This is a genomic window from Flavipsychrobacter stenotrophus (genome assembly GCF_002954265.1).
GTDB lineage: Bacteria > Bacteroidota > Bacteroidia > Chitinophagales > Chitinophagaceae > Flavipsychrobacter > Flavipsychrobacter stenotrophus.
In genome coordinates this window covers 904,679-930,534 of the sequence record NZ_PPSL01000002.1, presented here as the reverse complement: position 1 = coordinate 930,534, position 25,856 = coordinate 904,679, and the positions used below count along the sequence as shown (strand labels likewise).

General features: G+C 41.6%; 28 protein-coding genes. 19 read left to right on the top strand and 9 right to left on the bottom strand.

From position 1 onward, the window contains the following. Nucleotides 1-4 precede the first annotated feature (4 nt). Both CJD36_RS09275 and CJD36_RS09270 read left to right on the top strand, forming a co-directional pair. The gene (locus tag CJD36_RS09275) at nucleotides 5-610 is read left to right on the top strand and encodes a hypothetical protein (protein WP_105038851.1); all 606 of its coding nucleotides are present in this window, start codon (nucleotides 5-7) and stop codon (nucleotides 608-610) included. Nucleotides 611-665: 55 nt separating this feature from the next. Continuing rightward, nucleotides 666-1,082, top strand: coding sequence for a VOC family protein (locus CJD36_RS09270; protein WP_105038850.1), 417 nt, complete (start codon nucleotides 666-668; stop codon nucleotides 1,080-1,082). Between the two features lie 61 nt (nucleotides 1,083-1,143). On the opposite strand, the gene CJD36_RS09265 is transcribed toward CJD36_RS09270, so the two are convergent. Continuing rightward, entirely contained in the window at nucleotides 1,144-2,253 is a 1,110-nt protein-coding gene (locus tag CJD36_RS09265; RefSeq protein WP_105038849.1) for a hypothetical protein, read from the bottom strand. 157 nt (nucleotides 2,254-2,410) lie between these two features. On the opposite strand from CJD36_RS09265, the gene CJD36_RS09260 reads away from it, so the two are divergent. Beyond that, a complete protein-coding gene (locus CJD36_RS09260) occupies nucleotides 2,411-2,839 on the top strand; it encodes a DUF3276 family protein (protein WP_105039054.1) in 429 nt (142 codons plus the stop codon). Nucleotides 2,840-3,152: 313 nt separating this feature from the next. Here CJD36_RS09260 and CJD36_RS09255 read toward each other — a convergent pair whose 3' ends face one another. After that, complete coding sequence (locus CJD36_RS09255) at nucleotides 3,153-4,523, bottom strand: trigger factor (RefSeq protein WP_105038848.1); 1,371 nt, start codon at nucleotides 4,521-4,523, stop codon at nucleotides 3,153-3,155. A 302-nt stretch (nucleotides 4,524-4,825) separates the two neighbouring features. Between CJD36_RS09255 and CJD36_RS09250 the strand changes: the two genes are divergently transcribed. From CJD36_RS09250 to CJD36_RS09235, 4 genes are all read left to right on the top strand, one after another. After that, complete coding sequence (locus CJD36_RS09250; protein ID WP_133162572.1) at nucleotides 4,826-5,029, top strand: hypothetical protein; 204 nt, start codon at nucleotides 4,826-4,828, stop codon at nucleotides 5,027-5,029. Between the two features lie 56 nt (nucleotides 5,030-5,085). Further along, nucleotides 5,086-5,541, top strand: coding sequence for a DUF1801 domain-containing protein (locus tag CJD36_RS09245; protein ID WP_105038846.1), 456 nt, complete (start codon nucleotides 5,086-5,088; stop codon nucleotides 5,539-5,541). A 94-nt stretch (nucleotides 5,542-5,635) separates the two neighbouring features. Then, complete coding sequence (locus CJD36_RS09240; RefSeq protein ID WP_105038845.1) at nucleotides 5,636-6,316, top strand: hypothetical protein; 681 nt, start codon at nucleotides 5,636-5,638, stop codon at nucleotides 6,314-6,316. A gap of 77 nt (nucleotides 6,317-6,393) precedes the next feature. Further along, a complete protein-coding gene (locus CJD36_RS09235; protein WP_105038844.1) occupies nucleotides 6,394-7,452 on the top strand; it encodes a YifB family Mg chelatase-like AAA ATPase in 1,059 nt (352 codons plus the stop codon). On the opposite strand, the gene CJD36_RS09230 is transcribed toward CJD36_RS09235, so the two are convergent. Then, a complete protein-coding gene (locus CJD36_RS09230) occupies nucleotides 7,430-8,938 on the bottom strand; it encodes a recombinase family protein (protein WP_105038843.1) in 1,509 nt (502 codons plus the stop codon). The two genes, CJD36_RS09235 and CJD36_RS09230, sit on opposite strands and share 23 nt — an antisense overlap. Before the next feature lie 133 nt (nucleotides 8,939-9,071). Between CJD36_RS09230 and CJD36_RS09225 the strand changes: the two genes are divergently transcribed. From CJD36_RS09225 to CJD36_RS09215, 3 genes are all read left to right on the top strand, one after another. Further along, a complete protein-coding gene (locus CJD36_RS09225) occupies nucleotides 9,072-10,013 on the top strand; it encodes a hypothetical protein (protein ID WP_105038842.1) in 942 nt (313 codons plus the stop codon). A gap of 356 nt (nucleotides 10,014-10,369) precedes the next feature. Next, nucleotides 10,370-11,977 (top strand): recombinase family protein, encoded by a 1,608-nt coding sequence (locus CJD36_RS09220; RefSeq protein WP_105038841.1) that lies wholly within the window; start codon nucleotides 10,370-10,372, stop codon nucleotides 11,975-11,977. Nucleotides 11,978-12,056: 79 nt separating this feature from the next. Beyond that, complete coding sequence (locus CJD36_RS09215; RefSeq protein WP_105038840.1) at nucleotides 12,057-13,622, top strand: UvrD-helicase domain-containing protein; 1,566 nt, start codon at nucleotides 12,057-12,059, stop codon at nucleotides 13,620-13,622. A 26-nt stretch (nucleotides 13,623-13,648) separates the two neighbouring features. Here the strand turns inward: CJD36_RS09215 and CJD36_RS09210 are convergent, their stop codons facing one another. Together CJD36_RS09210 and CJD36_RS09205 are read right to left on the bottom strand one after the other, a co-directional pair. Further along, complete coding sequence (locus tag CJD36_RS09210) at nucleotides 13,649-14,557, bottom strand: hypothetical protein (RefSeq protein ID WP_105038839.1); 909 nt, start codon at nucleotides 14,555-14,557, stop codon at nucleotides 13,649-13,651. Nucleotides 14,558-14,570: 13 nt separating this feature from the next. Further along, entirely contained in the window at nucleotides 14,571-15,329 is a 759-nt protein-coding gene (locus CJD36_RS09205) for a hypothetical protein (protein ID WP_105038838.1), read from the bottom strand. A 225-nt stretch (nucleotides 15,330-15,554) separates the two neighbouring features. Between CJD36_RS09205 and CJD36_RS09200 the strand changes: the two genes are divergently transcribed. The 5 genes from CJD36_RS09200 to CJD36_RS22975 all read left to right on the top strand — a co-directional run bounded on the left by CJD36_RS09200 (nucleotide 15,555) and on the right by CJD36_RS22975 (nucleotide 18,187). Beyond that, on the top strand, nucleotides 15,555-15,857 hold the full coding sequence (locus CJD36_RS09200) for a helix-turn-helix domain-containing protein (RefSeq protein WP_105038837.1): 303 nt from the start codon (nucleotides 15,555-15,557) through the stop codon (nucleotides 15,855-15,857). Nucleotides 15,858-15,990: 133 nt separating this feature from the next. Further along, nucleotides 15,991-16,206 (top strand): hypothetical protein, encoded by a 216-nt coding sequence (locus tag CJD36_RS09195; RefSeq protein ID WP_105038836.1) that lies wholly within the window; start codon nucleotides 15,991-15,993, stop codon nucleotides 16,204-16,206. Continuing rightward, nucleotides 16,184-16,663: a hypothetical protein gene (locus CJD36_RS09190; protein WP_105038835.1), complete on the top strand. Its 480-nt coding sequence runs from the start codon at nucleotides 16,184-16,186 to the stop codon at nucleotides 16,661-16,663. Before CJD36_RS09195 ends, CJD36_RS09190 begins: the two co-directional genes overlap by 23 nt. A gap of 81 nt (nucleotides 16,664-16,744) precedes the next feature. Further along, nucleotides 16,745-17,917 carry a type IV secretory system conjugative DNA transfer family protein gene (locus CJD36_RS09185; protein WP_105038834.1) on the top strand — a complete coding sequence of 391 codons (1,173 nt, stop codon included), beginning with the start codon at nucleotides 16,745-16,747 and terminating at the stop codon, nucleotides 17,915-17,917. Nucleotides 17,918-17,983: 66 nt separating this feature from the next. Further along, a complete protein-coding gene (locus tag CJD36_RS22975; protein ID WP_133162571.1) occupies nucleotides 17,984-18,187 on the top strand; it encodes a hypothetical protein in 204 nt (67 codons plus the stop codon). A 40-nt stretch (nucleotides 18,188-18,227) separates the two neighbouring features. Here CJD36_RS22975 and CJD36_RS09180 read toward each other — a convergent pair whose 3' ends face one another. Then, nucleotides 18,228-21,203: a type IV secretory system conjugative DNA transfer family protein gene (locus tag CJD36_RS09180; protein ID WP_105038833.1), complete on the bottom strand. Its 2,976-nt coding sequence runs from the start codon at nucleotides 21,201-21,203 to the stop codon at nucleotides 18,228-18,230. Next, on the bottom strand, nucleotides 21,203-21,733 hold the full coding sequence (locus CJD36_RS09175; protein WP_133162570.1) for a hypothetical protein: 531 nt from the start codon (nucleotides 21,731-21,733) through the stop codon (nucleotides 21,203-21,205). The genes CJD36_RS09180 and CJD36_RS09175 overlap by 1 nt, the downstream gene beginning before the upstream one ends. Nucleotides 21,734-21,901: 168 nt before the next feature. Here CJD36_RS09175 and CJD36_RS09170 point away from each other — a divergent pair, with 168 nt between their 5' ends. After that, the gene (locus CJD36_RS09170) at nucleotides 21,902-22,081 is read left to right on the top strand and encodes a hypothetical protein (protein ID WP_133162569.1); all 180 of its coding nucleotides are present in this window, start codon (nucleotides 21,902-21,904) and stop codon (nucleotides 22,079-22,081) included. A gap of 113 nt (nucleotides 22,082-22,194) precedes the next feature. Further along, complete coding sequence (locus CJD36_RS09165; RefSeq protein ID WP_105038830.1) at nucleotides 22,195-23,109, top strand: ArdC family protein; 915 nt, start codon at nucleotides 22,195-22,197, stop codon at nucleotides 23,107-23,109. Between the two features lie 289 nt (nucleotides 23,110-23,398). On the opposite strand, the gene CJD36_RS09155 is transcribed toward CJD36_RS09165, so the two are convergent. Further along, on the bottom strand, nucleotides 23,399-23,791 hold the full coding sequence (locus tag CJD36_RS09155) for a helix-turn-helix domain-containing protein (protein ID WP_105038828.1): 393 nt from the start codon (nucleotides 23,789-23,791) through the stop codon (nucleotides 23,399-23,401). A 115-nt stretch (nucleotides 23,792-23,906) separates the two neighbouring features. On the opposite strand from CJD36_RS09155, the gene CJD36_RS09150 reads away from it, so the two are divergent. Both CJD36_RS09150 and CJD36_RS09145 read left to right on the top strand, forming a co-directional pair. Continuing rightward, nucleotides 23,907-24,521, top strand: a complete 615-nt coding sequence (locus CJD36_RS09150; protein ID WP_105038827.1) for a hypothetical protein — start codon at nucleotides 23,907-23,909, stop codon at nucleotides 24,519-24,521. A gap of 10 nt (nucleotides 24,522-24,531) precedes the next feature. Next, entirely contained in the window at nucleotides 24,532-24,930 is a 399-nt protein-coding gene (locus tag CJD36_RS09145; protein WP_105038826.1) for a hypothetical protein, read from the top strand. A gap of 85 nt (nucleotides 24,931-25,015) precedes the next feature. Here CJD36_RS09145 and CJD36_RS09140 read toward each other — a convergent pair whose 3' ends face one another. After that, entirely contained in the window at nucleotides 25,016-25,501 is a 486-nt protein-coding gene (locus CJD36_RS09140; protein ID WP_105038825.1) for a DNA-directed RNA polymerase subunit alpha C-terminal domain-containing protein, read from the bottom strand. Between the last annotated feature and the right edge of the window lie 355 nt (nucleotides 25,502-25,856).

Genomic DNA, 25,856 nt, shown 5'->3' with positions numbered 1-25,856 from the left:
CGTCATGGAGATAGAAGAACAATGGCGGAATTTTGAGCCTGAAGATGATATTCTGGAGGAGCTGTTTGGCAAGGTAAAGGTATCTGGGTTGCAAAGTCACGGTGTGCTGAGCAAGCTCAGGAAAAATATACTGTCCAGTACTATTTTATCTCTGGTTGCCACGGCATACCTGTTTTGGGCCACGTTCTATTTTGCTATATGGCAGGTGCAGGTAATGCTGGCGGTGGTAGATGTATTCTGCATATGGATACTGGTGATCTCCGTTAGGTTATACAAGGGAATAGATCCGCAGATAGATCCCTCATTGAGCCTGTTGGAGCAACTGAATAATACCCGGGCCGCTATGCAACACTATATGGATGTACAGCAGAAGGTGTCCATCTTTATTTATCCGCTTTCTATAGCTGCCGGTTTTTTGATTGGCGGTGTGGTAGGGGCAGGTAAACCCATAGAAGCTTTTATTGGAGAGAAGGTTGTTATCATATCACTCATCGTCGCAATTGTAGTGCTTACTCCGGTCAATTACTTCTTTGCCAGGTGGCTGTTCAAATTATTTTTCGGCAAGCAACTTCAGCAGTTGGATACGCTGATAAAAGAACTGGAAGAATAGGGGCGGTGTAAATTCAGAGATTTTAATATCTTGCCAATATTAAAACATATCAGACATGGGACTTAACATTTATCTCAACTTCAATGGCACAACAGAGGCTGCCATGAATTTTTACAAAGACGCCATAGAAGGCGCTACCATTGAAAACATGATTCGCTTTGGTGACCATGAAGGTATGCCAATGGCAGAAGGCCAGAAAGAAAAGATCATGCACGCTGCAATGAAGATACATGGCCAGACGGTAATGTTCTCTGACGGCGGCGAACAGCACAAAATAACCATGGGCGACAACTTCTCTATGTCTATGGACTACAACAATGAAACGGATATAGAGCGCGAGTTCAACAACATAAGTGCAGGAGGTACTGTTACTATGCCGCTGCAGGATACTTTCTGGGGCGCTAAGTTTGGTATGTGTGTAGATAAGTTTGGCCTGCCATGGATGTTCAACCACGATAAGCCAAAGGCATAAGATAATTTATAAAACAGGTGATAGCCGGGAACTACAGTTTCCGGCTATTTTGTTGTGCAGACTATTGCGCGTTTGTGGCTATCTGATCTCGCAGAAACTTATTCCAGCCACTTCTGTCTATGCCGTATTCCACTTTCAGCAGTGTGGTAAGCGATGTATATTTCATTGTTCGCCTAAGGCCGGCTACGCCATCTTTTTTATAGGCCATATGGCATAGCATACCCTGTATGGTACTCAGGGGGTTGGTATAGTTGTCGAGATAATAGAAGTCGTCGGGATTGTTAAGATCTATATTAGGGTGGACCTGCAGGTAAGTGTCGAGCCGCTTTAAGTGCCAGGAAAGATCATGCCCAAGGCTGCCACCATAAAACACGGCAAGGCCTTCTGTAAGTGGTGATTGCGGGAACAGTTTATTGAGGTAGATATGAACCACCTCATGAAAATAATTTTCGCCCATACCGCCGCAGTAGATGATGTTATCTATGCCATCACTTATGCCGCTGGGCTTATCGCGGTTGCCCATGGCTATGGTAAAATCAAAGCCGCGGTAATGTTCTATTTCTTCCCTTGTATCAGCGAAGTAATATTCTATAAGGATGGGTAACACGTTCCATTCCTTTTCCAGTTTGTCGGTCTTCTCAGTAAGTTCTTTTGCTTTTTGCTTGTCGAACTTGTGGTAGGCTGGATAGTGATAGGTGAAGTTATTCAGCTCTGTAGAGCGCCAGTCTTGCGCTGCAATGGCCATAGGATTGACGAAATAAAGGCGGCCGTCGGCTCCCCGCTGCACATAATGATTGGTAATAGCAGATACCATTACATTGCCGGTAGAATCTACTCTGCTGAACATGGTTTTAATATGCACCCGGCCATTCTCGGGCCTCGCAGATAAGATGGTAGGCTTGCCCAGCATATAGGTAGGTATTTCTGCGCTGACGGCATAGATAAGCCTGTCGGGAATGCGGTAGCGGCGACAGTCTGCAGCGGGCCAGTATTGGGTAAAATCGGGCAGAAATTTTTTAGCGGGAGTGAACTCGCTGAGGTAATTACTGAGGAAGCGAACAGCCACGTTGAGCTCGGTATCAGATGGGTCTATAGTATTGTTTACAGGTATTTGCGCTGTGCCCGTATACCCGGTGAAGACAATGAATATGATGACTATGACAGCGCGCATAATTGATGTGCAAGACGTATTTGGAACAATATTAGGACTATAAGCGAGTAGTACCCGAAGAAGGGGTGTGTTATTTTACACTTTAAAAGAAAAATTATTTGGATACTTCCCTTCTTTTGTTAAATTTGTGTCATATTATTCACTTAAAACCAGATTTGTGGCGTACGAAAACAAAAACTTTAGCGATAATCAGGGTGAAGGCCGTGGTGACAATCGCAATGAAAGTTTATACAGCAAACGCATAAAAGCGGGAAAGAGAAGGACTTATTTCTTCGACGTTCGCTCTACCCGCGGGAACGATTACTTCATCACCATTACTGAAAGCAAGAAGCGTTTTGATGATAATGGCTATGACAGGCACAAAATGTTCCTTTACAAGGAAGATTTCAACAAGTTTCTGGCTGCATTGTCTGATACCATCAATTACGTAAAGACCGACCTTATGCCGGATTTTGACTTTGATGCATTTAACCACGACCAGGAAAACGAAGAAGGATCTGATACAACCATCAATGCTTCTACCACTACAACAACTACCCCGCTTATTGTTAGCGAAGGTTCTAGTGTAGACGACTGGAAGATCTAATTTTACAACAACGACACTATATAGAAAAGCCTCCTGATGATTCGGGAGGCTTTTTTGTTAGGTCACATTCTGGGGTATGTTAGTAAAATGCGATTATAGTCTAAGCTCATGTCATTGCCCCGTAGGTGGCAAAAGCTTTGTAGCTCCAAAACATACAACCGGGTGCCCGAGCCATAGGTTCGCGGCCAATTGCAAACGGACAAATTGGATAGATGTAGCACAAAAAAGCCCGCACTTTGCGGTGCGGGCTATTACTTTATTAATGACTGCAAGTGCAGGAAGCACTTTTAGGTTTTAACTTCTGACTTTTAACTTAATGGTGGTGGTGCATAGAATGAGGATCTTGTAGCTTGAAGAATTCTTCTTCGCCTATTTCCTTCATTTCTGTGTTGAACTTACCTTCCAGTGCCAGGAATATCTTATCCGTAAGCAGGCGGCGGAAAGTTTCATCTGCCATCTTATCGTCCTGCATTACTTTATCCATATAGCCGTCCATCCATGGTGCTTCTTCATCTGCATCCATGCCATAGTAAGCCAATACACGAGTCTTGATGTCGTTTTTCACTTCATCGCGGGTAACGTTGATGTTGTTGTCTCTGATCACTTCGTCAGAGATCAGCTGCCAGCGCAGCTGGTGCTCAAAGCCGCTGAATTCGTTCTCCACTTCTGCCGCGCTCTTTGGCTTTTCGCCACCTTCGCGCATCCAGCGCTTCAGGAAGTTCTCAGGCAGGGTGATAGGCGTGCTGTGTACCAGCAATTCAAATATCTCGTTGTGGTAACGCTCACGTGCTATACGGTCAAATTCGCGCTGTAACTCTACGCGTACTTTTTCCTTGAAATCGGCAGCGTCAACTACTTCGGTGCTTGGGAAAACCGCCGCATACAGCTCAGGACCCATATCCTTAGCGATCAGCAGGCCAACCTTAGTAATAGTAAGCTTATAGTGATTGTTAGCAGCTTCTTCACCTGCTTTCAACGGATCTTTCAGGAACTTAGGCAATTCTTCTGTAGTGCATATCTCGGCAGGCACTATTACCATAGATGCACCTGCGCTCTTGCCCATCAGCATTTCCTTCAGCTTTGCCGGCATCATGCTCAGCTCTTCTGTATCTTCTATCTTATCACCGGTTACGTTACCAGCTGCATCGCAAGGCTCGTAAGTAGAGTAGATGATATCGAGGTCTTTGCTTACAGTTTCCTGCTCGTCTACCTTACCAAAACGGCGCTGTAGGCGGCCCATCTCATCTTCCAGCATCTTATCTGAAGCGATGATCTTATATGCGGTAAGCTTTGCTTTATTCTTAAGAGCCGGTATCTCGAACTCAGGCTTGATGCCTATTTCGAAAGTGAACTCAACATCGGTAGGGTTATTGATATCCAGTCTTACCGGGCTTTCGCTTGGCATGATCATAGGCTGAGCAAATATGGCCAGCTTTTCTTTCTGCATATAATCTTCAAGGTGCTTGCCTGCTGAACGTACAACCTCTTCGTTGAACATTGCCTGGCCAGCCATCTTGCGCACCATACCTGCCGGTACCATTCCCTTACGGAAACCCGGTACATTAGCGGTCTTAGCGTATTGCTTTAATGATTTTTCAAACGAAGGCAGGTAATCTTCCTTGGTCAGTTTTACAGATACTTTATCGTGCAGTGTACCGATATTCTCACGTGCTACAGTAGCCATTTATTTGATTGGTTTTTTGAGTTAAAAAAAATAGCCGCCATTAAAAAGGAGGCCATATTATTTTTTTATTACGGGGTGCAAAGATACAACTTTTGGGTATTTGCGGATGTATTTCAATTTTGATTTAAAACATGTAAAATAGTAAAATGAATCGCTCTTCCTGGGCACACTGATAGTAACTTTACCCTTTGGGTACACATATGCGTAGCGTCTCTTCTATAATATTTATTATTATGCTTTTGTGCATAGGCTGCGATAGCGGACACGTGCCGGACCCTGAAAGGCAAAAATTAATGGCGAAAATGGATAGCAAGAAAGCTGCGTTAACCAAAAGAAGAAATAAAATATATTCAGAACTGCAATCTGAAGAGAAAAAATTAGCTGCACCTTGTTCAACTGCAGACAGTATTATAATAAATAGCCGCATAGACGCATTGCGGGATTCAATATATGAATGCAGAAAGGCCGCAGAAGACATTGATGTATTTTGGATAAACAATAAATAGAACTTACCGTCTCTTACAATACCTGTTGTATTTTTGAATTTTATAAAGCATTTCGAATGACCACCCCGGCAACCACCCCCGAAGCATACATAAACTCCCTGCCCGATGACCGCAAGGCCGCCATGCAGCAGCTACGTGAGTCGATACTTAAGTATATAGATAAAGACTATGAAGAGAGGATAACCTATGGTATGATCGGTTATGTGGTGCCGCATAGTATATTTCCGGCGGGATATCATTGTGACCCTAAGTTGCCGCTGGGGTATATGAGCGTAGCCTCGCAGAAAAATTTTATAGCTGTCTATCACATGGGGGTGTATGGTAGTAAGGAGCTGCTCGATTGGTTTACCGCAGAATACCCCAAACACACCAAAGCGAAACTGGATATGGGTAAAAGTTGCATCCGCTTTAAAATGCCCGAACAGATACCCTACGAGTTGATAGGCCAACCGGCAGGCAAGCTTTCTGTTAAAAAATGGATTGAGTGTTATGAGCGCGCGCTGAAAAGATAGTTCTATTAATTCCTTCAGATGTGATGTGCTATTTTGCCTTTGCCCTATAACTCTAAGCTGTTTTTATAAATTAAATCATAGCTATATTTGTTGCATGGGTATAGAAATTGGTGTTTCGGATTTGGTCGATGCTTTGGACAAAGTCGGAAACAGGATAAATTTTGTTTTTTTCTTCGTTGTTGGTTTAGTTCTTAACACTGCAATTTGGTTGGTGTCGATTTTCTTACTGGCTCGAAGTTTCATTACAGCTAATCCACTTTGGATAGTGATAATTTTGTCGTTTGTGCTTGGCTTTGTTTGGTTATTGTCATTCCTTTTTGTTTTTGTACTAAATACAACTAGAGAAGAAAATAAAGTAAAGCAGTTGAATTTGGATTTCCTCGAAGGGTCAATGTATTCAGTTTTTTCTTTGACTGGGATACTGTTCCTATCACAATGTTGCAGCAACTACACCAAAATTAGCTTCATATCATTTACGTTAACTGCTTTACTATGTTTTGTTACAACTGCAATTATGAAGTTTTTTAGAGCGTATTTTTGGGTAAGGAAAACAACGAAAATTATAAAGGAGGTAACACCGGAGCTTGGTAATCTTAAAATCTTAGCAAGAAAAATGACGAGTTTAAATAATGACATTAATAGTCAATTGGACTTAAAGGCAGATGGCGGAGACGTTTCAATTCCTGAAATAGAAGTCAAAATGAAAGCGTTGGACTTATTACTAAGTGAATTTGAATCGCTTTCCAATTCAATAAGTATGAAGGCTCATTTATAATTATTCGACAAGTCTTTGTCTACCGTCCTTTTACATTAATCGCTACATTTACACCTCTTAATAGTAGTAGAAAAGCCATGTTAGTAAAAGTATTCGGAAGTGCTGTTTACGGAGTAGATGCTATCACCATCACTATAGAAGTAGATACCCCCGGTGGGTTGCCGGGTTATTTTATAGTGGGCCTGCCCGATAGTGCGGTAAAGGAGAGTGTAGACAGGATCTTATCTGCCATAAATAATAGCGGCCATGAACGCCCGCGTGCTAAGATGGTAGTGAACATGGCGCCCGCCGATATTAAGAAAGCAGGTGCGGCTTATGATCTGCCCATTGCTATAGGTTTCCTGGCTGCTACCGAACAATTACCAACTGAACAACTGCATGAATATGTGATGATGGGCGAACTGTCTCTGGATGGTTCTTTGCGGCCTATAAAAGGTGCGCTACCTATAGCTATACAAACAAGGGCTGAAAAATATAAAGGGCTTTTTGTACCAAAAGAAAATGCCCGTGAGGCCGCACTGGTCAATAATCTGGACGTTTACGGAGTTGAAAACATAAATGAGGTGGTTGACTTTTTCAGGGGGCAGTCTGACCTTAAGCCACTGAAAGTAAATACGCGTGAAGAATTCTTCGATTCACAGAATTTCTTTGACGTAGACTTTAATGATGTAAAGGGACAAGAGAATGTAAAGCGTGCACTGGAGATAGCTGCTGCGGGTGGGCACAATGCCATTCTTATAGGCCCTCCGGGAGCAGGTAAGACCATGCTGGCGAAAAGGTTACCGACCATATTACCGCCACTTACACTACAGGAAGCCCTGGAAACAACCAAGATACATTCAGTAGCAGGTAAGCTGCCGGGTAACACATCTTTGGTGGCGCAAAGGCCCTTCAGAAGCCCACATCATACGATCTCTGATGCCGCTTTGGTCGGCGGGGGAGGTATGCCGCAGCCGGGCGAAATATCATTGGCGCATAACGGTGTGTTGTTTCTCGATGAACTGCCTGAATTTAAGCGAACGGTACTTGAAGTAATGCGCCAGCCAATGGAAGAGCGCAAGGTGAACATAAGCCGTGCAAGGCTGAGTATAGAATTCCCTGCCAGTTTTATGCTCATTGCATCCATGAATCCATGAAGTTGTATTGGGTATTTTCGGGATTTTGGAAGTACGAAGGATGATAACGGAAGAAAATGGTCAGCTCGTCGCCAGCGATTACAATCTGTTTTGTAATGCGCTCGACAAAGGAGCGTTTAGCTCCTTTGTCGAGCAGCCCCCATCTTTCATACATTGTTTGTGCTTCGTTTTTCACCGCATCACCGTTTAAATGCTCAATTTTTAATACGTCAATTTCTGCTTCAATCTGCGGTATCGTATTTTCAATCTGTCGCAATTGTAGGTCAAGTGGATTGTAGTAATCGCCAAACCTATCTTTCGGAATTTGCCCTGCCATGTACAAATCCATCTTCATGTCCATGTCTGCTTGAATGCGCTTTTTGTCTTTCGCAAGTGAATTGACAATTTTCTCTTTTTCGGAAATTTCGTGTTTTGCTTTTGAAAGAAAATTGTCAAAATTGTTATCCGACAAAAGGAAAACTTTCAGTTCGTCATAATAGATATCTTCGATGTCGGCAGTTCCAATCTTAGTTTTTCGGCATTTGGTGCATTTGTACTTTTCACCGTCTGGATGGTAATACATCTTACCGCTGCACCCGCAGAGCAAGATTCCAGAGAACAGATGTACGGCTGGTTGTCCACCTCTCTTGCTCGCATTTACATTCTTTTCTTCTTGCTCCCGTAATATACTGTGGCAATTATCCCATACCTCTTCCGTTACGATGGCAGGGCAAGTGATATACACCCACTCGCTTTCAGGCTTTACAACCCATTTCTTTCCGTCTCCCAAGCTTTTGGTGTAGTTGGCAAGCCTGACACCTTTTGCCGTGCTGTCGTGCAATAGTCGGCCAATGGTGGTATCGCTGAATTCTGAGCCGTTGCGGGTGCGGTGTCCCATCTCGTTTAACTTCTTGGCTACGGTGCCTTTCTTCCTGTGTTGGATGAATAGGTCATACATGAGTTTGCGGATGGGTGCTTCGTGCTGGTCTATGACTAATTCCTTGCCTTTCCATTGGTAGCCAAAGGGAGCGGCTCCGCCTAATGGCTTTCCCATTTTTGCCCTAATCGGTACTGATGCGGCTACTCTATCTGCAATCTCTGCCCGTTCCCATTCTGCCATGGCGGCAATGATGGTAAAGAACAATCTGCCTGAGGGGCTGCTTGTGTCTATGTTCTCCGCTAAGGAAATCATATCTGCATTGGCTTTCCGAAACAATTCGGAGAACTCTAATAGTTCTTTGGTGTTACGGGCTAGCCGTGCCAATTTGGAGAATACAAGGGCGGAAATGCGCCCCGTTTGTATATCCCGTAGCATTTTCTTTGCTTCGGGTAATTCCATGACCGTTTTGCCTGATACGGCCTCTAAGCGGTACACTTCGATTACCTCCCATCCTTTAGCCTCTACGTAATATCTTGCCCTCTGCTCGTGGTGTTCGGGACTGTCGTCTTTTACTTGGAATTCGGTTGATACCCGAACCCAGATACCGATACGTTTTTTCTGCTCCATGCGTATTTAGTTTTCAATGTGAAATTAAAAAAATGATTCTGCTTATTGAAAGTGTATGTGGATTGTGTATGGCGAAAAAGGATGTTAGATTTACGATAAATGGTAACTTCGCCTTATTCCAACTAAAAGCATCATGTCTAACTATTCGTATTTGATAATTGATTTTGAAGAATTTAAAAATGCCCTACATTCTCTCACAGAGATGGGCAATACTCTGTTAGAAAGAGAGGTTAATAAAGAAGAAGAGTTTGCTGAGTACAAGAAAGAAAAGAAAGATTGGGAAGAGTCGATAGGTCAGCTACTCAAAACCTCTTTTGCTGTTGAGCACAATGATTTCGTAAGTGAATTTTATGGAATACAGCAAGAGTCCGGTTTTCATTTTGGCGGTAGAAGCCAAAAGCCACTTGATACGCAGGTAAAAGAACGAAAAGATACTGTAAGGCGTAAAATTCAATACCTAAAGGGAAATTTGAGAATAATTGAGCAATGCGAATATATCGTAGAAGGGGATAAATTTGATATTGCCAAGAAGGCAAGTTTTAAAGTTGCGGATAAACTTCAGCTACTACTTGAAAAGTTATATGCCTTAGACGATGGAAATTATTATCCTGTTGGGATGCTCCTTTCCGGAAACGGGGTTAAAATAAAACACGACAATGAGCCATTGGAATTATCAAAGATGCTGGAAAACAACGGCTATGTTGAACCAATGCAAATGGGTTTAGGCAGTGACGATATATATATTCGTATCACAACAAATGGTTCGATGTATCTCGAAGAACTAGATAGGCCATACAAAGAAAACTATAGCCAAATACCAAGTGATAAAGAAATAATGGATGAGCGTATTGAGACAATAATACAAGAACTCAATAAACAAGGTTTGGGGCAGGAGGTTCTATTTAACGAATTACAAGAGTTAAAGGAACTTTTCGGTATACTGAATAAAAAGAATTGGGGTCAAATACTAAAGGGGAAGTTGTTTGATTTAGCACTTGGGAAGCTCGTAGAAAAAGACACGATTAATTTTGTGTATGAACATCTAACGGGTCATGCATTACATCTGTTAAAGTAGGGATGTAGACTAAGGACTGATAAGACTTTGGCTCTGCAAGGTCTTTTTTTTGTGCCAGACCTGACCATATCCCGTAAATTCAAGGGGCTTACTTCTCTATTTTTTTGAAGCCATAATTAGGATATTAACAACAGTAATTCTTAATGGTATTATGAAAAAGCTACACAAGGGTTACGAAAACAACTGTGCGAAAGTCGAATCCAAAGAGGGGGAACGCTGGCCTTTGTGTAGCAACAGAGCCGTTGTGCGTTCTCCCTCTTTGGACTTTAAAAGTAATTCTCCATACGTAACGAAAGAAATGCAACTTGATTATTTGGCAAGTCTCATAGTTGACATTTACTTGGAGCAAAAGAGAAATGCAAACAGACAACAAAAAGAGGGCGGTAATCTATTGTAGAGTATCGACAAAAGAACAAGTGGATGAAGGTGGTAGCCTTGATTCACAAAGAAAGGTTTGTAATGAATATGCACTTAAGAATAGTTATGAAGTAGCTGAAATTTTTATTGAAAAAGGGGAAAGCGCTAAAAATGCAAATCGGACTGAATTAAATCGTTTGCTCGGGTATTGTACAAATCAGAAAAATAACATTAAGGTTGTTATTGCGTATAAAATTGACCGAGTTGCACGAAATATTGATGACTACCGAGAAATTAGATTACTCCTAAAAAGATACGGAGTAGAAATAAAATCAACAACAGAGTTTTTTGAAGACAATCCCGCTGGTCGGTTTATGGAGAATATTATTGCGAATGTTGCGCAATTTGATAACGATGTAAGAACTGAGCGTAGTGTTAATGGCAGTCGTGATGCAATGCGGGGTGGAAGGTATGTTTGGGTTGCCCCATATGGCTATTCAAATGCGAAAGTTGCTGGTAAATCTACAATTATTCAAAACGATAATGCCTTTGCTATCCGTATGGCTTTTGTTGAAGTTGCAAAGAATGAATTCTCAGTAGATTCTATTCGGCAACGACTATTCAAAGAAGGGCTAATAAATTCAAAAAATAAGGTACTTACTCGGTCGCATTTTTTCAAGCTACTCAATAACGAAATCTATGCCGGTTGGATTATTAAATTTGGGGAGAGACACAAAGGAGATTTTGAGCCTATTATCTCAGAAGACTTATTTGAGCAAGTACAACGTATTTTAAAGAGGCGGTCTCATAAAAGGTATATCTATCGCATTGAAAACCCAGAATTTCCATTAAGGCGGTTTATTACGCATCCAAGCGGGAAAAAGCTTACCGGGAGTTGGGCGAAGGGTCGAAATAAAAAATATGCGTATTATCGTTTTATAGGGATAGAAAAAGCTGATTTTAAGAAGGGAGAGCTAGAGCAAAAATATATTTCGCATTTAAATAGGTATAGCCTTGATAAAGACTATATGGACTATTTCAAGGAAGGGATTAAGAATGCGCTCGATATCGCAAATAAAAAGGCCTATAAAGAAGCAGATGCGCTAAATGCACAGATTATTGAATTGAACGAGCGACAGACCGCCTTGATTGAGAAAAATGCAAAGGGTGTAATTAGTGATGTGATTTTGCGCCGTCAACTTGAACAGATTGAGGACACACTAACAAAAACAAATGCTGAACTTTACAAATTGCCTGAAAAGCAAGGTGATATTGGGGAGGCATTGGACTACGCAAGACGGTATCTAACTAGCCCAGGGGATACGTGGGCTGCTGCAACACCTTTACAAAAGATACAGTTGCAATGGTTCGAATTCCCTGAAGGAATCGTTTTTCAAAATCATAATTTTCGAACCAAAGAAATGGCGAGTATTTTCAAGGTAAAAGATATTTTTTTGCCTTGCTTGTCCTCTACTGTGCCCACTAGAGGACGGAATTACGAACCAATTGATAATATGCCATGCGCTAAGCATATCACAATAGAGACGTGGCAAAAAATAGCAAAAGATATCTGCCGTCTAGGTGAAATTATGAAGGACAACAGATAAGCATTTTCGTAGGTGATAGAGGGAAGCTTACAGCTTGTAAGATTCTTTGGCTATCTTGGCTAAATATACTGTAACACTTATGAATACATCCTTTTCACCATCGAAATATCAAGCAGATATTTTTAACTGGATTTCCCATGAAAAAGGCAACGCCATTGTAAATGCTGTTGCAGGTGCAGGTAAGACAACTACGTTAGTCGAAGCAAGTAAAAGTATTAATTCAAACAAGCTTTTTTTCGCCGCTTTCAATAAGCATATTGTTCAGAACCTAAAGAAAAAACTACCTGATTCTGTTATTTGCAAAACAATTCATGCAATCGGATTTAACTGTTTACTTAGGAAATTCAATAACACAAAACCGAAAGTTAATGAAAATAAATACCGCGCATTGTGTAGAGAGGCGGCAAAAAAAGTTCATGAGCAGCTTAAAGTGCAATTTGACAATAAACTTGCCACCTGGAATAAAGGCGGTAACGTGGATGAAGATTTCCCCGATGAGCCGCCCAGTGCGGAAGAAGTACAAAGCCAACTCGAAAAACTAATAAATTTATCTCGCTGTACGCTTGCTGACATTGATTCTACAGAAGATATGAACGATTTAGTTTCACATTTTTCTATCGACTGTCCAGTACCGCTTGAAAATATTCTCTACATTGTAAAGTTTATCTTAGATACAGGCGAAGAGGTTGCCCGTGACTCTCAGGAAGTTGATTATACTGATATGCTATGGCTTACCTACAAATGGAAATTGAAAGTTGAAACGTATGATTGGATATTCGTTGATGAGGCACAGGATTTAAACGCAGTGCAATTGCACCTAATTCTAAAAATGTCTAATGACGGAACACGATTTTTATTTGTGGGAGACCCTCAACAAGCAATTTATGGATTTTCAGGTGCTGATAGTCGGTCATTTAGCAAAATAAAGGAAGATACGAATGCTCACGAATTTCCACTATCAATTTGTTATCGCTGTCCAAAAACAGTAGTGTCATTAGCGAAACTTATTGTGCCTACTATTGAAGAGAATCCCCAGGCTATTGACGGAGAGGTTATAGACATAACAGAGCTTGATATTATCGCAGTTTTACGTGAAAGAGATTTGGTCTTATGTAGAAGTACCGAGCCGTTGGTTAGATTATGCTTTAAATTATTGTCGAAGAAAATTCAAGCGGTTATCAAAGGCAAGGATATTGGTAAATCTCTAGTTTCGATTATTGAAGAGATGGAAAAATTGGACAATTTTAGCTTCAATACTTTTCTTGATTTCGCAAATCAGTACCAAGAAGAGAAAGTAAGAAAGCTGAAACAAAAGCCTGATACCGAAAAACAAATAGTCAATATAACAGACCAAGTTGCGAGCATTGCCACGTGTTATGTCTCTTTTAAATGCAATACTGTACAAGAGTTTAAAAAGGAACTGACTAATCTATTTAGCGATGAAGAAGCGGCTGTTACTTTGTGTACAATCCACCGTGCAAAAGGGCTGGAACAGGATAGGGTATTTATTCTTTACTACGAACAACTACCACTAAAATGGGAGGGTCAAAAAGATTGGCAACTCGAACAGGAAATTAATCTACAATACGTTGCGATTACTCGGGCAAAGCAACAACTATATTTGGTTTCGGAAGTAGCCGACTGAGAATTATATCTTTAGGAAAAATAACATTATTTGGAACTACGGATTTTAATAAAATCTTCATCGGATAGCGGCTTTAGTGGCGTGTTTTTACCTCGAATTGGTGGGGTTGCCATTGGCTCGCAAAATGGAGTTATTAATCTACAATAAGGCAAAACAAACTCTTTCACAAAAGGGTCTGACAAAGCGGAGGTTCGTACTAAAACTTCCCCAGGGCAATCAAATGCCCAAAACAAATCTTTTCGGTTGAGGTAATTGAATTGCTTATCTACTATTTCTAAAAGCAATTTTATTGCCTCATAAGAATTGCCCTCAAAATCATACCCTGCATTATAGTGAATGGAATCATTTCTATATTTTTTAAGTTTGGTAAAAGCATCTCCGATATCCTCAGAAATAACTTTCCATTCAATTAAGGCTTTAATCAAAGTAGGCCAATTGCTGCTTTTCTGAATGGACAAATCGTAATATTGAGAGGATTTAAAGTAATCTCGTGTTTTCAATACAAGTCTATTAAGTATTCTTTCTCCTAACGCACCAGCACTTGTTATAGAAGGATAAAAATTCCCACAACAATATGAGGAAACAATTGGCCGTAAAAGTTGATAGTACTCGTCAGGTGTTCCATAGAATGCGTGATTAAGTTTAATAAAACGTTGTAGTTTATCCTCGAAATCTAATCCGCCCCATTCTTCTTTTAGCTGATTGGCTATGCTGTCTCGCACATGTTGAGGCGAGTTGTCTTTTAAGTTATTAACTGTAAAATCAAACACTACACCTATAACCTTGTACATAACTGCAATTTCAGGGCACGTAAATTTTGCAGAAAACTGCTCAGTTCCCTTAATCTGCGCTTCCGTTAAAGTATCTATGTCTATGTTAATTTCATGTGTTTTATTGCAATCGCTGCAAACAATAGTTAGTAGTTGGATATTCATCTTTAAATCTCACTTAATCGGTTAAAATAGGATAGTCAATTTGGGATAAGGGTAAATTTCCTCCTTTACGGAATGCAAAAAATCTATTCATTATAACCCAGGCTCTTCTGGTAACTTCTGTAGTAATTTCTCCTTCAATCCGAACTCTATCGCCGTGACGTCCCGACTTAGAATTATCTGTAATCATAAAAACATACGCTTTGCTCGTGTTAAGAACGCTATGCATGTTGTCCCACTGCTGCTTTTCACTAAGGTTTGGCGCAAGCAACTTTCGTAGTCCTTCAACTGCACGGGCGCAATTGACAGTCGAATGATGTGGAAGCGCTATAGATACGATAAGGTCATCTAATGCCATAAAAACAGCCGGCTCCGTACAAACAATATTTACAATTTCTCCATACCAATTTGGAGAATGTGTATCAAATGCGGTAAATAGTTGCGGTAGAGATGTGTCAATCGAAACATAGGGTTTACGCACACCATTATCTTCAAGTACTTCATCTAATACAACAGTGAAACCAACGCCGTGTGCATAGGCCAATATGTTTACCGCAGCCCTCACTAAATCAATCGCACGAATATATACGAACACAAGATCCGCTTGTTCATATGCACTGAGAGAACAATCAGCAACAATAAGATTCTGCTCAATTTTTATATCAAAATTCATTGTTATGCTCTTCTCACTCCAGATAGAAGTGATTGTAGGTAATATGCATGAAATAGGCACAGCCACGGGTAAAACTTTTCCATAGAAACAAACATTTGGCATAGAGTTGCTTTTAGCTACCAAGGTAGTAAATCGTGGACTCAAACACACTATTGTGGAAAACCCAATTCCCCAACAAAGGCGATTTGATATACTAATTTCATAAAGAAGTACAACAGATATTCAGGATTTGCAGAAGTGGAGTAAAACACTTCTGCTTTTTCTTTTACCATAGATGGTAATTCCTCCCACCTTATTTCCTCCTCGTGCAATTGTTACGCTTCAAGCATGGATGACGGTACAAAGCACACACCGCCTAACCAGTCTCGCAATATCCGGTTGGCCGCCGGATTCAATCAAGAAGACGTAGCCTTTTTACTCAACATTAAAAACATTGGGCGCATTTCACAATGGGAAAATGGCATAGCGAATCCAAGTATTGAGAACCTGCTAAAACTAAGCATTGTGTATGGTGTACTGCCTGACCAACTGTACTATGAACTCCGTAAAAAACTTGTACGGGATATATCAGAACGTAAAAAGTTACTACAGGAAATAAAGGAGAAACGGCAAAGGGATAGAGGGGGTTAATGGATGTTCTGTGTTGAAAAATTTTATCAAAAACCCCTAACGTACGATAACGTTTATATTAAAAATATAAAAACGAACGTGAGTAATTGGCTGTTGATAACCAACTGAACTTTTACCACTTCTAATAAACTCTATGGAACAAGATAAAGAAACAAAACTTGCGTATGAGATTGCGGATATTCTCAATGACCGCAAATCAATCGACTGGCATATTGCATGTGCGAAGAAATATTCAGAATCATTTTTGAGGGAGAAGCTGCAATATGTACTCACCAAGCAAGGTATTAGGAACCGTGCCGGATATTACAACCGTCTCATTCAACTCCATGCAAAACATTCTCGGGATTAGTCTCGGTACACGGCTTTTAGGGATTGCGGTTGTGTATGATGGTGAACTTTCAAATTTCCGGGTGCATTCATTTGGTGGTAGCTGGACGGAACAAAAAAGAAGGGGTATATCTTTTTCATTGCAGAAAGTAATTAGAAAATATGCAGCTGCACACATCATAGTCAAAATTCCACCAAGCACACATTGTTCCCAAAGCATTTACAACCTGCTATTCGACCTTAGAGAGTATGCAATGCAACATGGTATTCCGCTTAAGGTCTGCACGATTGCAACTATGAAAACAGTCTATGCAGGTAAGAACAAGCAAGTAATAATACAAGCTATTGCAAGCAAGTACCCTAATCATGCAATACTATCAAAGTTGCTACATACACAACGCAAACGAGGTATGGTGTATCATGTGAAATTGTTTGAAGCTATAGCCTGTACAGAACTCGCACAACGGATATTGCAGTAATGCAGTATCCGTTGTTTGTTTACCATTATCCGTATTTCTCTCCTGGTATTTCTCCGACCTTTTAAACGATATGCTTAATATATGGAAGGATATAGCCCAAACTCAATTACTCCGATTGGTGTTACTAACTACAGAAACACCAATCAGAAATTTGGCATCAAGGACAAAGACCGCCTGCAACACATTTTCTGTATTGGTAAAACGGGTGTCGGCAAAAGCACACTCCTTACAAACATGGCACTCTCGGATATTATGAATGGCAAAGGATTAGCAGTCATTGACCCACATGGAGACGTGGTAGAAACCTTGAAGAATAATATACCCAAACATCGAACTAAAGACCTCATATATTTCAATCCTGCCGACAATGCACACCCCATTACATTTAACCCACTCCATGCCGTACATCCGCAATACCACCACTTAGTAGCTTCGGGATTAGTAAGTGTATTTAAAAAGATTTGGGTGGATAGCTGGGGGCCACGCATGGAATATATCTTACGGTTCTCGCTTCTGACCTTGCTTGAATATCCTAATGCAACCCTGTTAGATATTCAACCATTACTTACCAATACCTTGCATAGGGACAAGATATTGGCGTATGTGAAGAATGAAGCGACCATTGCCTTTTGGCAGCATGAGTTTTTGAAGTATTCGCCATCGTTCCGTAATGAGGTGATTGCACCGATATTGAACAAAACAGGATTGTTTCTTACGAGCATTCCGCTCCGAAACGTAGTCGGTCAAAAGACTACCAGTTTCCGTATGCAACAGGTGTTAGACGGGAGTAAGATATTGCTCTGCAATTTCAGCAAGGGGCTTATCGGGGAAGATGCCTGTACGCTGCTTGGGAGTATACTTGTGACCTCTATTCAGCTTGCGGCACTCTACAGAGCACGGCAGCCGCAATATGCTCGTATTCCGTTCTTTTTATATATTGATGAGTTTTCCAGCTTCTCCACTTTGAGCTTTTGCGACATGCTTTCAGAAGCCCGAAAATATGGGCTTGGGGTGTTTATGGCTACACAATTTCTAGACCAATTGCATGAGAAAATACGGGCGGCGATTTTGGGGAATTGTGGAACTTTAATTTCCTTCCGAGTAGGGTCTACTGACGCAGAACTATTGGCTAAGGAATTTTACCCAACATTTGATGCTATCGACCTTATAAGCCTTCCACGATATGCTATGTACCTCAAACTTATGATTGATGGACAAGCCTCATTGGCTTTTAGTGCTGTAAGTAATAAGTAAATTAGACCTCGTATATGTGCTTGACAATAAGTCTCGATGGTGACATAATCACATTAAAACATATTTATGAATAAACGCATTTTAACAAAAGTAATTTTTCTTTTTATGCCTGCAATCGCAATGTCTTTTCTATTGTTGCTTTTTCCTAGCGTTTTTCTAATTGTCGAAAGCTACGTTCAAGAAAATAAAATGCATGGATATTTGTTGATTGGTGCATGTGCTCTGTGGAGTGTGTATGTCTTAGTTTTTTTGGGTAAATCTAAAAAATGAATTTGACGATGAAAAAGGTCTGAATATACATTCAGACCTTTTATCTTTTTGCTTCATTTGTTCCATCATCATACCTCACTTTTACCCGATACCCCTTAACAACCTTCTCCCTCGGCTGTTCTTCTACAATCTGCCTGTCAAAATACGCCACTACCTCATGGGCTTCAAACACCAACACCTGCGCCCGCTGCTCAGCAGGCAGTTTGGCTTCAAGCTGCGCCGATATCTTCCTTAGGTGCGTAATATCATTGGAACACACAATCACTTCCATATATCCCGCAGCCAGGCATTTCTCGACATTGTGCGCTTCCCATACATCACTTGTTGTAACAGAAATCTCACACGCAATCTTCTTGCCGTTGCGTTCAAGGCTCACATCAACTCTCCCTGCGCCATCTGGCGTAAGTTCTTCCAATGCTGCCTTGTAGCCTCGTGCCTCCGCCATTTTCTTAATAAGAACCTGCAAGTAGCGGTGTTCGGTTTCCGCTTTCTTTGGTTTTGGTGGTGCTGATATTTCAACAGGTATAAAAGGGGTGGGCGGTTCTTCAACTGGTTGTGGTGCAGGCGGGATAACAATCGTTTGTTCTTCAATTACTTCTTCCTTCTTTGTGTGCCGGGGCTGTTCTTGTGGTATAGCAGGTATATATCGTAAACTCTCCTCAACAATATCTTTTGGAGTGCCGTAGGTTGTTCGGGACTGCGTAATGACTGCGTGAGATATGGTTTCTGCGTACTCAGCATCAACCTCTGGTAAAGAGATGGTAGTCAGATTGAAATCAAAATTAGGCTGTTCGATTCGCGCGATTGCTTCACCAACATGCAAGTTTTCTAAGTCTTCCGCTTCAAAGGATGTGAAGCCACTGGCAAAGCGTCTTGCGTCCACATCACCCAACCGAAAACAAATGCGTGTTCCTGCATTAACGACGACCGAACTTGCAAGCTCGGTGTCATACCGTTGCAGTTGCTGCATGTCTTGATGCGCCAATATCAGCCCTAACCCGTACTTTCTTGCACCGCTCAGAATGTATGACATAGAGGGCGTAATGAAGTTTTGGAACTCATCGCAATACAGAAAATATTCGCTTCTATCGGCCTTGCTCTTGGCTTGCCGTGCCATTGCTGCCTGATATATCTTCGACACAAAGAACGTCCCTAATAAAAAGCTGTTCTCCGCGCCAATCAAGCCTTGCGACAGTTTAATGAGTAAGATTTTTCGGGTATCAAGTATGCTCTCAAAATCAAGACTCTTTCTTTGTGCAACCATGTTGCGTATTAATTTTGGTCGCAAAAAGGTATCAAGCCTCGTTAATATTGAACCAATGGAACTGCTTTTAAGTAAGGGATATTCATGCAGCCAATAGTAGACAATATGCGGGTCAGTAATTGTTTTTAAGTATGCATCTCTAAAACTCTTTTCTACTAAAAACCTTCGCAGGTCAACAAGTGTTCCTCCGTCTTTGCTTTCTAAAAATGCAAGGATGGCGTTTGCAAACACGCTGTTCATTTGGTCACCCCAACTTGTGCTTAACCGCTTGAATGCAGCAACTAAATCACTTGAAAGAATATCTTTTTCAATTTCCGAATGGGCGGACAATATATTGAACCCAACGGGGTACTCGCCATCTGCGGGGTCAATCACTATGACATCTTTTATGCGGTCTTCGGGTACATACGTAAGGATTGTTTCAATTAAATCTCCATGTGGGTCTAGTACTGCAATACCGTTACCGTGCTCCATGTCTTGGGCAATCATGGACAGCAGGAGGGTTGATTTACCTGCGCCTGTTGCTCCAATGATATGGGTATGGCGCAATCGCATGTGTGACGGAACACTTACCAATTGCGCTGTGCCATGATGGGTATTCGTGCCTAACACAAACTCATGCCCCAATGCGCTTTGAGGTGCGGGTTTCGTTTTCTGTGAATCACGGACTAATTTCCGTGAAGATATTTCAGGTGTTGGAAAGTGTGCAAGGGTTGCAAGTTCTCCCGTGTTAAGCAACATGCCTGTGCGGTGCGTTCTTCGCATACGCATGTCCAGTATCATATCCTCTTGCGGATATCCGCTTTGGGAGAGCATGACCAAACTATTACTTGCAGAACGAGTGAGCCGGGTTAATGCCGAAGAAATATTTTCCATGATTTCAATCGCTCTGTTCGTGTATGATGCTTGCCCACCGACTTTTACACAAACCGTAAACAGGGGACTTGAAACTTTCTGTTGCGCAAGTTTTACCATCTCCGGCGCATCTTCAAAGAATGAGCCTCCATGACTGTCCGTAACGGAGCGCATGATGCTTTCAGCCCAAGGGTTTACTGTGCCTTTGAACAGTATTTGGATGATACCTTTTTCATTCCTCTGTAAATGTTCGAGGGTGGCAAACAAGCCAATGAATGGGTCGTGCGGCATATCGCTGGCGGTTGCCATTGGGCGCATGAATTCTTCGGATAGGGCAAAATCAACAATGCAGGTGTGCAGTCCTTCGGTTACAATCTGGTAAGCCTTTTCGGACTTTGAAACTATGGCGGCGGGCATATATGCCTGTATCTGCCCGTATACGTGCGCAGCATCGCTTTCTCGGCATACTACTGAGATTGATATAGCAGAAGCCGTACCGACAATTTCAAAGCTCACAGGGTACTTTGTGTACGAGAGCATGATGAGCAGTTGCCCCATGTCTTTGACCTGTAATTTCTCTCCTTTGGGTAATACCACATCATACGCCACCAACTCTTCTGCATCTACCAATGCAAATGCTCGGACCGGTGGGATTTCATCGGGTATTTCTCTTGTGTGTGCTTCTTTTTTCTTGAATGACAGCGCAGACAATGCCCAGCTTGCAAGCGTATGGCGCGTGGCATCATCTATGAAGCGCGGCGTGGCATTGCCAGCCCGAAAGAAGGGATAGAATTCGGGCTCTGGCTCAACCTGGAAGTCAAAGAGATTCCAGCCACGACCTCGCTCCTCCCATGTATAGAAACGGGCGGTTACTTCCTGTGACGTAGGAGATATCATTACTTACCTAATTGTATGTGCCGCTCCATTTCCGTCAGTCCGCGAATGCCTTTTGCGGTCGTTAATCCATCTACGACATTCATCAATGCGGTGTGGACTGCCGACTGGAACATGCCTTCCGTATCCGCTTGATAGAACGACTTGTCGTTCCTGTCCATGCCTAACAGTTTACTAATGACAGGTATATTATTACGCTGCTTCTGCACTTTAAGACATGACCATTGCGATATGAATGTACCTCTGCCGAATGCAGCAGCACAGATATATATCACATACTCGCCACGTTTGATTTTCAAGTATTCTTGCCTGCTTGATGCAATATGTGTTTGAAAAAATGACTCGCGGCCATACGATACATCGGGAACTTTAAACGCTCGTATTTCAGCTTCTACTTGTTGGTAGAATTCACTGGCGGCAAAATCCGCACCGTCAAAGAAATGTTGCCACGGTGCTTTCACCGTATAGCGGTTATTCATCCGCAGATATACCACAAGGGCTATACCGAGGACTACAACGATTAGATATACCATACCCATATTTTTTAAGGGGTGAGAAATATATTCGGGGGGTATATTAGCGCAGCGAAAAATACAAAATGTTTTTATTGAATAAAACAAATTGGCTAATATTTTTTTGATGTTCCTCTTTTGTGTCAAGTACATCATATGAGGAATGGAGTGCGTACTTTTGCATCCGCTATGACCGAACAAGAAATACGCCAAATACAAAATGAAGTTTTTACAAAGCTGGTCATCGACATGCTTAAACAGCAGCGCACGGATGGTGTGCCAGTTGCGGAATATTGTTTGGATATGTACGAGGTTACTAAACTGACTGCCGAAAAGGTCAAGCAAATAATCAGCGAACAGAGAAAATAGCCACGCTGTTTCCATTTACCATATATGGTAAATTCTTCCCCCTTATATATCACCCTTCCATTTTCTACACTGTTTCTGAAACGAAAATTCATTAACAACTTAAAAACGTAGAAATGGAAAATCAAACTGGCGACACGAAAAAAGACGTGTATGCGATAGTCAACCAAAGAATTATCGACCAACTTGAAATTGGTACTGTCCCTTGGTTAAAACCTTGGACGGATGCAGGTTTGCCAAAAAATTTAGTCTCCGGCAAATCATATCGGGGTATCAACATTATGCTTTTAGGCTCAATGGGGTATCCTGACAACAGCTTTCTGACCTTCAAGCAAATAAGTGATTTAAAGGCAAAGGTAAAAAAGGGTGAAAAGGGACACATGGTCGTTTTTTGGAGTATGGTTAAAAACAACCAAACTCAAAATACCGTTGAATCACCCGATGCGAATTCAAGCACTAAAAAAGCCATGCTTCGGTACTACATCGTTTTCAACGTGAGCCAGTGTGAGAATATTCCAGAGCGTTATCTACCCTCTAAAGAAAGGGAAACTAAGGAAATTCCTACCTGCGAATTTGTGGTTGAAAACATGCCGGAATGCCCTGTGATAAAGCATAAGGAACAAAAGGCGTACTATAGCCCCAGCCTTGATTTTGTGAACATGCCGAAGAAAAAAAGTCTCAATTCTGACAGTGCGTATTACTCAACCCTTTTCCATGAACTGGTGCATAGCACCGGCCACGAAAAAAGACTGAATAGGCAATCGCTGGTCAAAAACGAAAAATTTGGCAGTGAGACATATTCACTCGAAGAATTGGTTGCGGAAATCGGAACATGCTACCTGCAATCCCTCACAGGCATCACCAGTGAGTTTGAGCAAAGCAGCGCATATATTCAAGGCTGGCTGCAAAAGTTGAAGAACGACAAACGCTTCATTTTCATCGCCTCCAATCAGGCGCAAAAGGCAATTGATTTTATGCTCAACGTGAAATCAGTTGAAGAAGAAACTCAACCACAGGAACAACACCTTTAAATTTTCAGTTATGGAAATGGACTACGTACTTGTCCCGTGGCCAGACGCGCAACTGCTCATGGAATATGTCTGGTTTGAAAGGGAGTGTTATCCCATGCAAGGCATGGGAGACCAGGAGCAGTACGACAGTGCTTATTTTGTCCCAAAGCACCGGTTGGAAACATTGGAGCGTGAATTAGAGTTCATGGGACAATTATCCCATGTGATACAACGGAGTAAAAAGTAGCTTGTGAATAATCGCCATGAAAATAAGACTCAACGAATATATTGCGTTGGGTCTTTTTGTCTATCATTTTTTCTGCTGTAATTGCGACTGCAACGAATTTATGAGTTCTTGTTTATCCTGCAACATCCGTTCGTACAGTTCAACGATCTTTTCAATTGAGTTGAATTGGTAATTGATTTGCGAATTCACAACCGAGCTGTCGTAGTTATTCTGAATATGGTTGACTATCGCATCTTCATTAAAGTTTTTTATGGCATCAACACTTAATTCCAGTGCCTCAGCGATTAATTTCAATTTTGCCTCGTCTATCGTTGCGCTCTGCTCTATCTTGGAATACGTACCCTGACTCATGCCGATTTTGGCAGCAAGCGTATCTTGCTTGATACCCTTTAATGTCCGTATCTTCTCAATTTTCCTACCGATGTGCGGGGCGATGACTGCTGTTTTGGGTGGCATTGCTAATGTTTTGGGTGAAATAAAATATTCCAACAACGAAATAAATCATTCCATTTATTCCTTCCTTAATACAAATGTATGAGATTATTTTGCCGAACAAAAATACAGATATATTATGAGACACGCAACAACACTACTGACAGCCATAATACTGGCTGTATTTGTAATTACCAGCAATGCACAGAGCATTCCTGCACCCGATTTTCAATACAAAATCATGGGTGTCAAAGAAGATAACACACTGTTTTCATTGGATAAAACTATGATGGCGGTCAAGGACAACGCACACAGTTTGTTTGGTTCGGTTAATACTGTTCGGGCGTTATCCGGTAAAACCAAAGTCTATATGACTGCGGAAGGCGCACATGCAAAAGTAGTTCAAACAGGCAAGGCAACGGATAAGTACATTATCAGCATTCCTCCGAATGAAGATCCCGAAGACCTGATAGAGCTGTTTGCGTTTGATGAGATAAAGAAAAAAGAAAGAATATTTGACTATGCCCACATAACTCTCGGGGTTGCGGTGAACAACAAAAAAGCATCAGAAGACAACTCAATCCCAATAGTTCTAAAAAAGCAATCGGATGGTGTGTATGTTATTACCACAAAAGAACCATTAGCCGAAGGTGAATATTTTTTCAAAATTAATGGCGCAAAAGGCACTGGTAAAATGTCTGACGCGGCTAACGGCAACTCTATTACCGCTTTTTGTTTTTCAGTTGGCTCTTAATCCACATATCATGAATAGTAAACAATACACACTCATTTCTGCCGTCTCCGGCATAGCGGCATCGCTCGCTCTCTTGTTCATGCCGCTTCTGGGCGGCGGATGGGAAAGCGCAACCGGCATCAAATTGTTCGGGATTGATTCGCACTATGTTTCTATGTTGTGCAAACTCTCCCTTTTACTTGCAATTGGCTGCGGAATTGCTGTTGCAATTATACGCAATCCGAAAGTCGCCATTGTGCTCGGTATTATAGGAGTGGTCGCTGTCCTTGCGACCTATGCGGTGTTTAACAGCGCTCATAGTGGCGGCGACATGTTTTCAGGAGCATATGTTGCCATGCTTGCCTTCGTCTGTTCGACTGTTTGCAATTACCTGCGTAGTTCCATTGCCTCAAAAGACAGCAACCAGTAAAAGCACCTACAATATGGATTTAGAATATTTCTAGCGTACTTTGTGTTGAGCAATTTGTCACATCCATAAAATTACTCTGACCTCTTTATGGGGTTGGAGTAATTTTTTTGCGAAATGCTCCATTATTTTTCTTGGCTGTCTTCTCTGATTTTTCCATGAGACAGCCGCCAAACCACCACCCGTGTTTTGGGAGTTCGATTTCCATTTGCGAAATTGCCTTCATCCCCAGTCCTTTTATCCTCATTATTTCCTCTTGGGTGTTGTATGCAAGCTGATATATTGTATGGATGCCGTTAGTAGCTAATAATCTTACAGTTCTTTTATCAAGCCCACTCTGTTCAAGGGGTAAACTTGTTTCGGCTGCATGTTTGTATGCTTCCTCTTGCTTACGCGTTTCGGTAATGGCATCTTGTTTTGCCTTGTTTATCCACTCACACGACAAAATATTCGAACCTTCGTCTTTCAAGGACACAAGATAATTGATACCGAAATCAATCTGGTAGTCATCTCCATATCTGCTCAACAGCAATTTTAATGCACGGACTGACATTAACCCTTCATTTCCTGTCATTGGGAAAATTTTATAAATATCGTAAAGATATAAATTCTAAGTGTCCTGCTAATCTGCGGTGCTGTTGGAAAGGTAAAAGAGCCCTCAGCTGCGCGTTGGCAAAAATGACTGCAATTTTTCTTTGCGGTCATTGTGCGGTCTCGCCAGAAAGGAAATCAAGCGTAGCGGGATTTCCTGCGAGTGCCACCGGATGGCGCGAATGTTAACAGCATGTATATGCAACATTCGCACAGTGTAGGATTTTTGTGTGGCATGGATACATAGGCGTGGGCGTGTGGCAGCAAAAAATCCGAAGCGCAGACGGTGGCATAGCAGGCGAGCAAAAACGAGGGGTGCGTATAGACTTTAGGCTACT

Excerpts from the sequence above, each read along its gene's own strand:
- CJD36_RS09170 (WP_133162569.1), top strand. The coding sequence starts at position 21,902 with ATGACCGAACAAGAAATACGCCAAATACAAAATGAAGTTTTTACAAAG.
- CJD36_RS09265 (WP_105038849.1), bottom strand. The coding sequence starts at position 2,253 with ATGCGCGCTGTCATAGTCATCATATTCATTGTCTTCACCGGGTATACG.
- CJD36_RS09210 (WP_105038839.1), bottom strand. The coding sequence starts at position 14,557 with ATGAATATCCAACTACTAACTATTGTTTGCAGCGATTGCAATAAAACA.
- CJD36_RS09240 (WP_105038845.1), top strand. The coding sequence starts at position 5,636 with ATGGGTATAGAAATTGGTGTTTCGGATTTGGTCGATGCTTTGGACAAA.
- CJD36_RS22975 (WP_133162571.1), top strand. The coding sequence starts at position 17,984 with ATGAATAAACGCATTTTAACAAAAGTAATTTTTCTTTTTATGCCTGCA.
- CJD36_RS09165 (WP_105038830.1), top strand. The coding sequence starts at position 22,195 with ATGGAAAATCAAACTGGCGACACGAAAAAAGACGTGTATGCGATAGTC.
- CJD36_RS09145 (WP_105038826.1), top strand. The coding sequence starts at position 24,532 with ATGAATAGTAAACAATACACACTCATTTCTGCCGTCTCCGGCATAGCG.
- CJD36_RS09230 (WP_105038843.1), bottom strand. The coding sequence starts at position 8,938 with ATGGAGCAGAAAAAACGTATCGGTATCTGGGTTCGGGTATCAACCGAA.
- CJD36_RS09255 (WP_105038848.1), bottom strand. The coding sequence starts at position 4,523 with ATGGCTACTGTAGCACGTGAGAATATCGGTACACTGCACGATAAAGTA.
- CJD36_RS09190 (WP_105038835.1), top strand. The coding sequence starts at position 16,184 with ATGCAAAACATTCTCGGGATTAGTCTCGGTACACGGCTTTTAGGGATT.
- CJD36_RS09205 (WP_105038838.1), bottom strand. The coding sequence starts at position 15,329 with ATGCCAAATGTTTGTTTCTATGGAAAAGTTTTACCCGTGGCTGTGCCT.
- CJD36_RS09140 (WP_105038825.1), bottom strand. The coding sequence starts at position 25,501 with ATGACAGGAAATGAAGGGTTAATGTCAGTCCGTGCATTAAAATTGCTG.
- CJD36_RS09270 (WP_105038850.1), top strand. The coding sequence starts at position 666 with ATGGGACTTAACATTTATCTCAACTTCAATGGCACAACAGAGGCTGCC.
- CJD36_RS09225 (WP_105038842.1), top strand. The coding sequence starts at position 9,072 with ATGTCTAACTATTCGTATTTGATAATTGATTTTGAAGAATTTAAAAAT.
- CJD36_RS09235 (WP_105038844.1), top strand. The coding sequence starts at position 6,394 with ATGTTAGTAAAAGTATTCGGAAGTGCTGTTTACGGAGTAGATGCTATC.
- CJD36_RS09150 (WP_105038827.1), top strand. The coding sequence starts at position 23,907 with ATGAGACACGCAACAACACTACTGACAGCCATAATACTGGCTGTATTT.
- CJD36_RS09275 (WP_105038851.1), top strand. The coding sequence starts at position 5 with ATGGAGATAGAAGAACAATGGCGGAATTTTGAGCCTGAAGATGATATT.
- CJD36_RS09185 (WP_105038834.1), top strand. The coding sequence starts at position 16,745 with ATGGAAGGATATAGCCCAAACTCAATTACTCCGATTGGTGTTACTAAC.
- CJD36_RS09195 (WP_105038836.1), top strand. The coding sequence starts at position 15,991 with ATGGAACAAGATAAAGAAACAAAACTTGCGTATGAGATTGCGGATATT.
- CJD36_RS09200 (WP_105038837.1), top strand. The coding sequence starts at position 15,555 with ATGGATGACGGTACAAAGCACACACCGCCTAACCAGTCTCGCAATATC.
- CJD36_RS09215 (WP_105038840.1), top strand. The coding sequence starts at position 12,057 with ATGAATACATCCTTTTCACCATCGAAATATCAAGCAGATATTTTTAAC.
- CJD36_RS09155 (WP_105038828.1), bottom strand. The coding sequence starts at position 23,791 with ATGCCACCCAAAACAGCAGTCATCGCCCCGCACATCGGTAGGAAAATT.
- CJD36_RS09220 (WP_105038841.1), top strand. The coding sequence starts at position 10,370 with ATGCAAACAGACAACAAAAAGAGGGCGGTAATCTATTGTAGAGTATCG.
- CJD36_RS09180 (WP_105038833.1), bottom strand. The coding sequence starts at position 21,203 with ATGATATCTCCTACGTCACAGGAAGTAACCGCCCGTTTCTATACATGG.
- CJD36_RS09245 (WP_105038846.1), top strand. The coding sequence starts at position 5,086 with ATGACCACCCCGGCAACCACCCCCGAAGCATACATAAACTCCCTGCCC.
- CJD36_RS09175 (WP_133162570.1), bottom strand. The coding sequence starts at position 21,733 with ATGGTATATCTAATCGTTGTAGTCCTCGGTATAGCCCTTGTGGTATAT.
- CJD36_RS09250 (WP_133162572.1), top strand. The coding sequence starts at position 4,826 with ATGGATAGCAAGAAAGCTGCGTTAACCAAAAGAAGAAATAAAATATAT.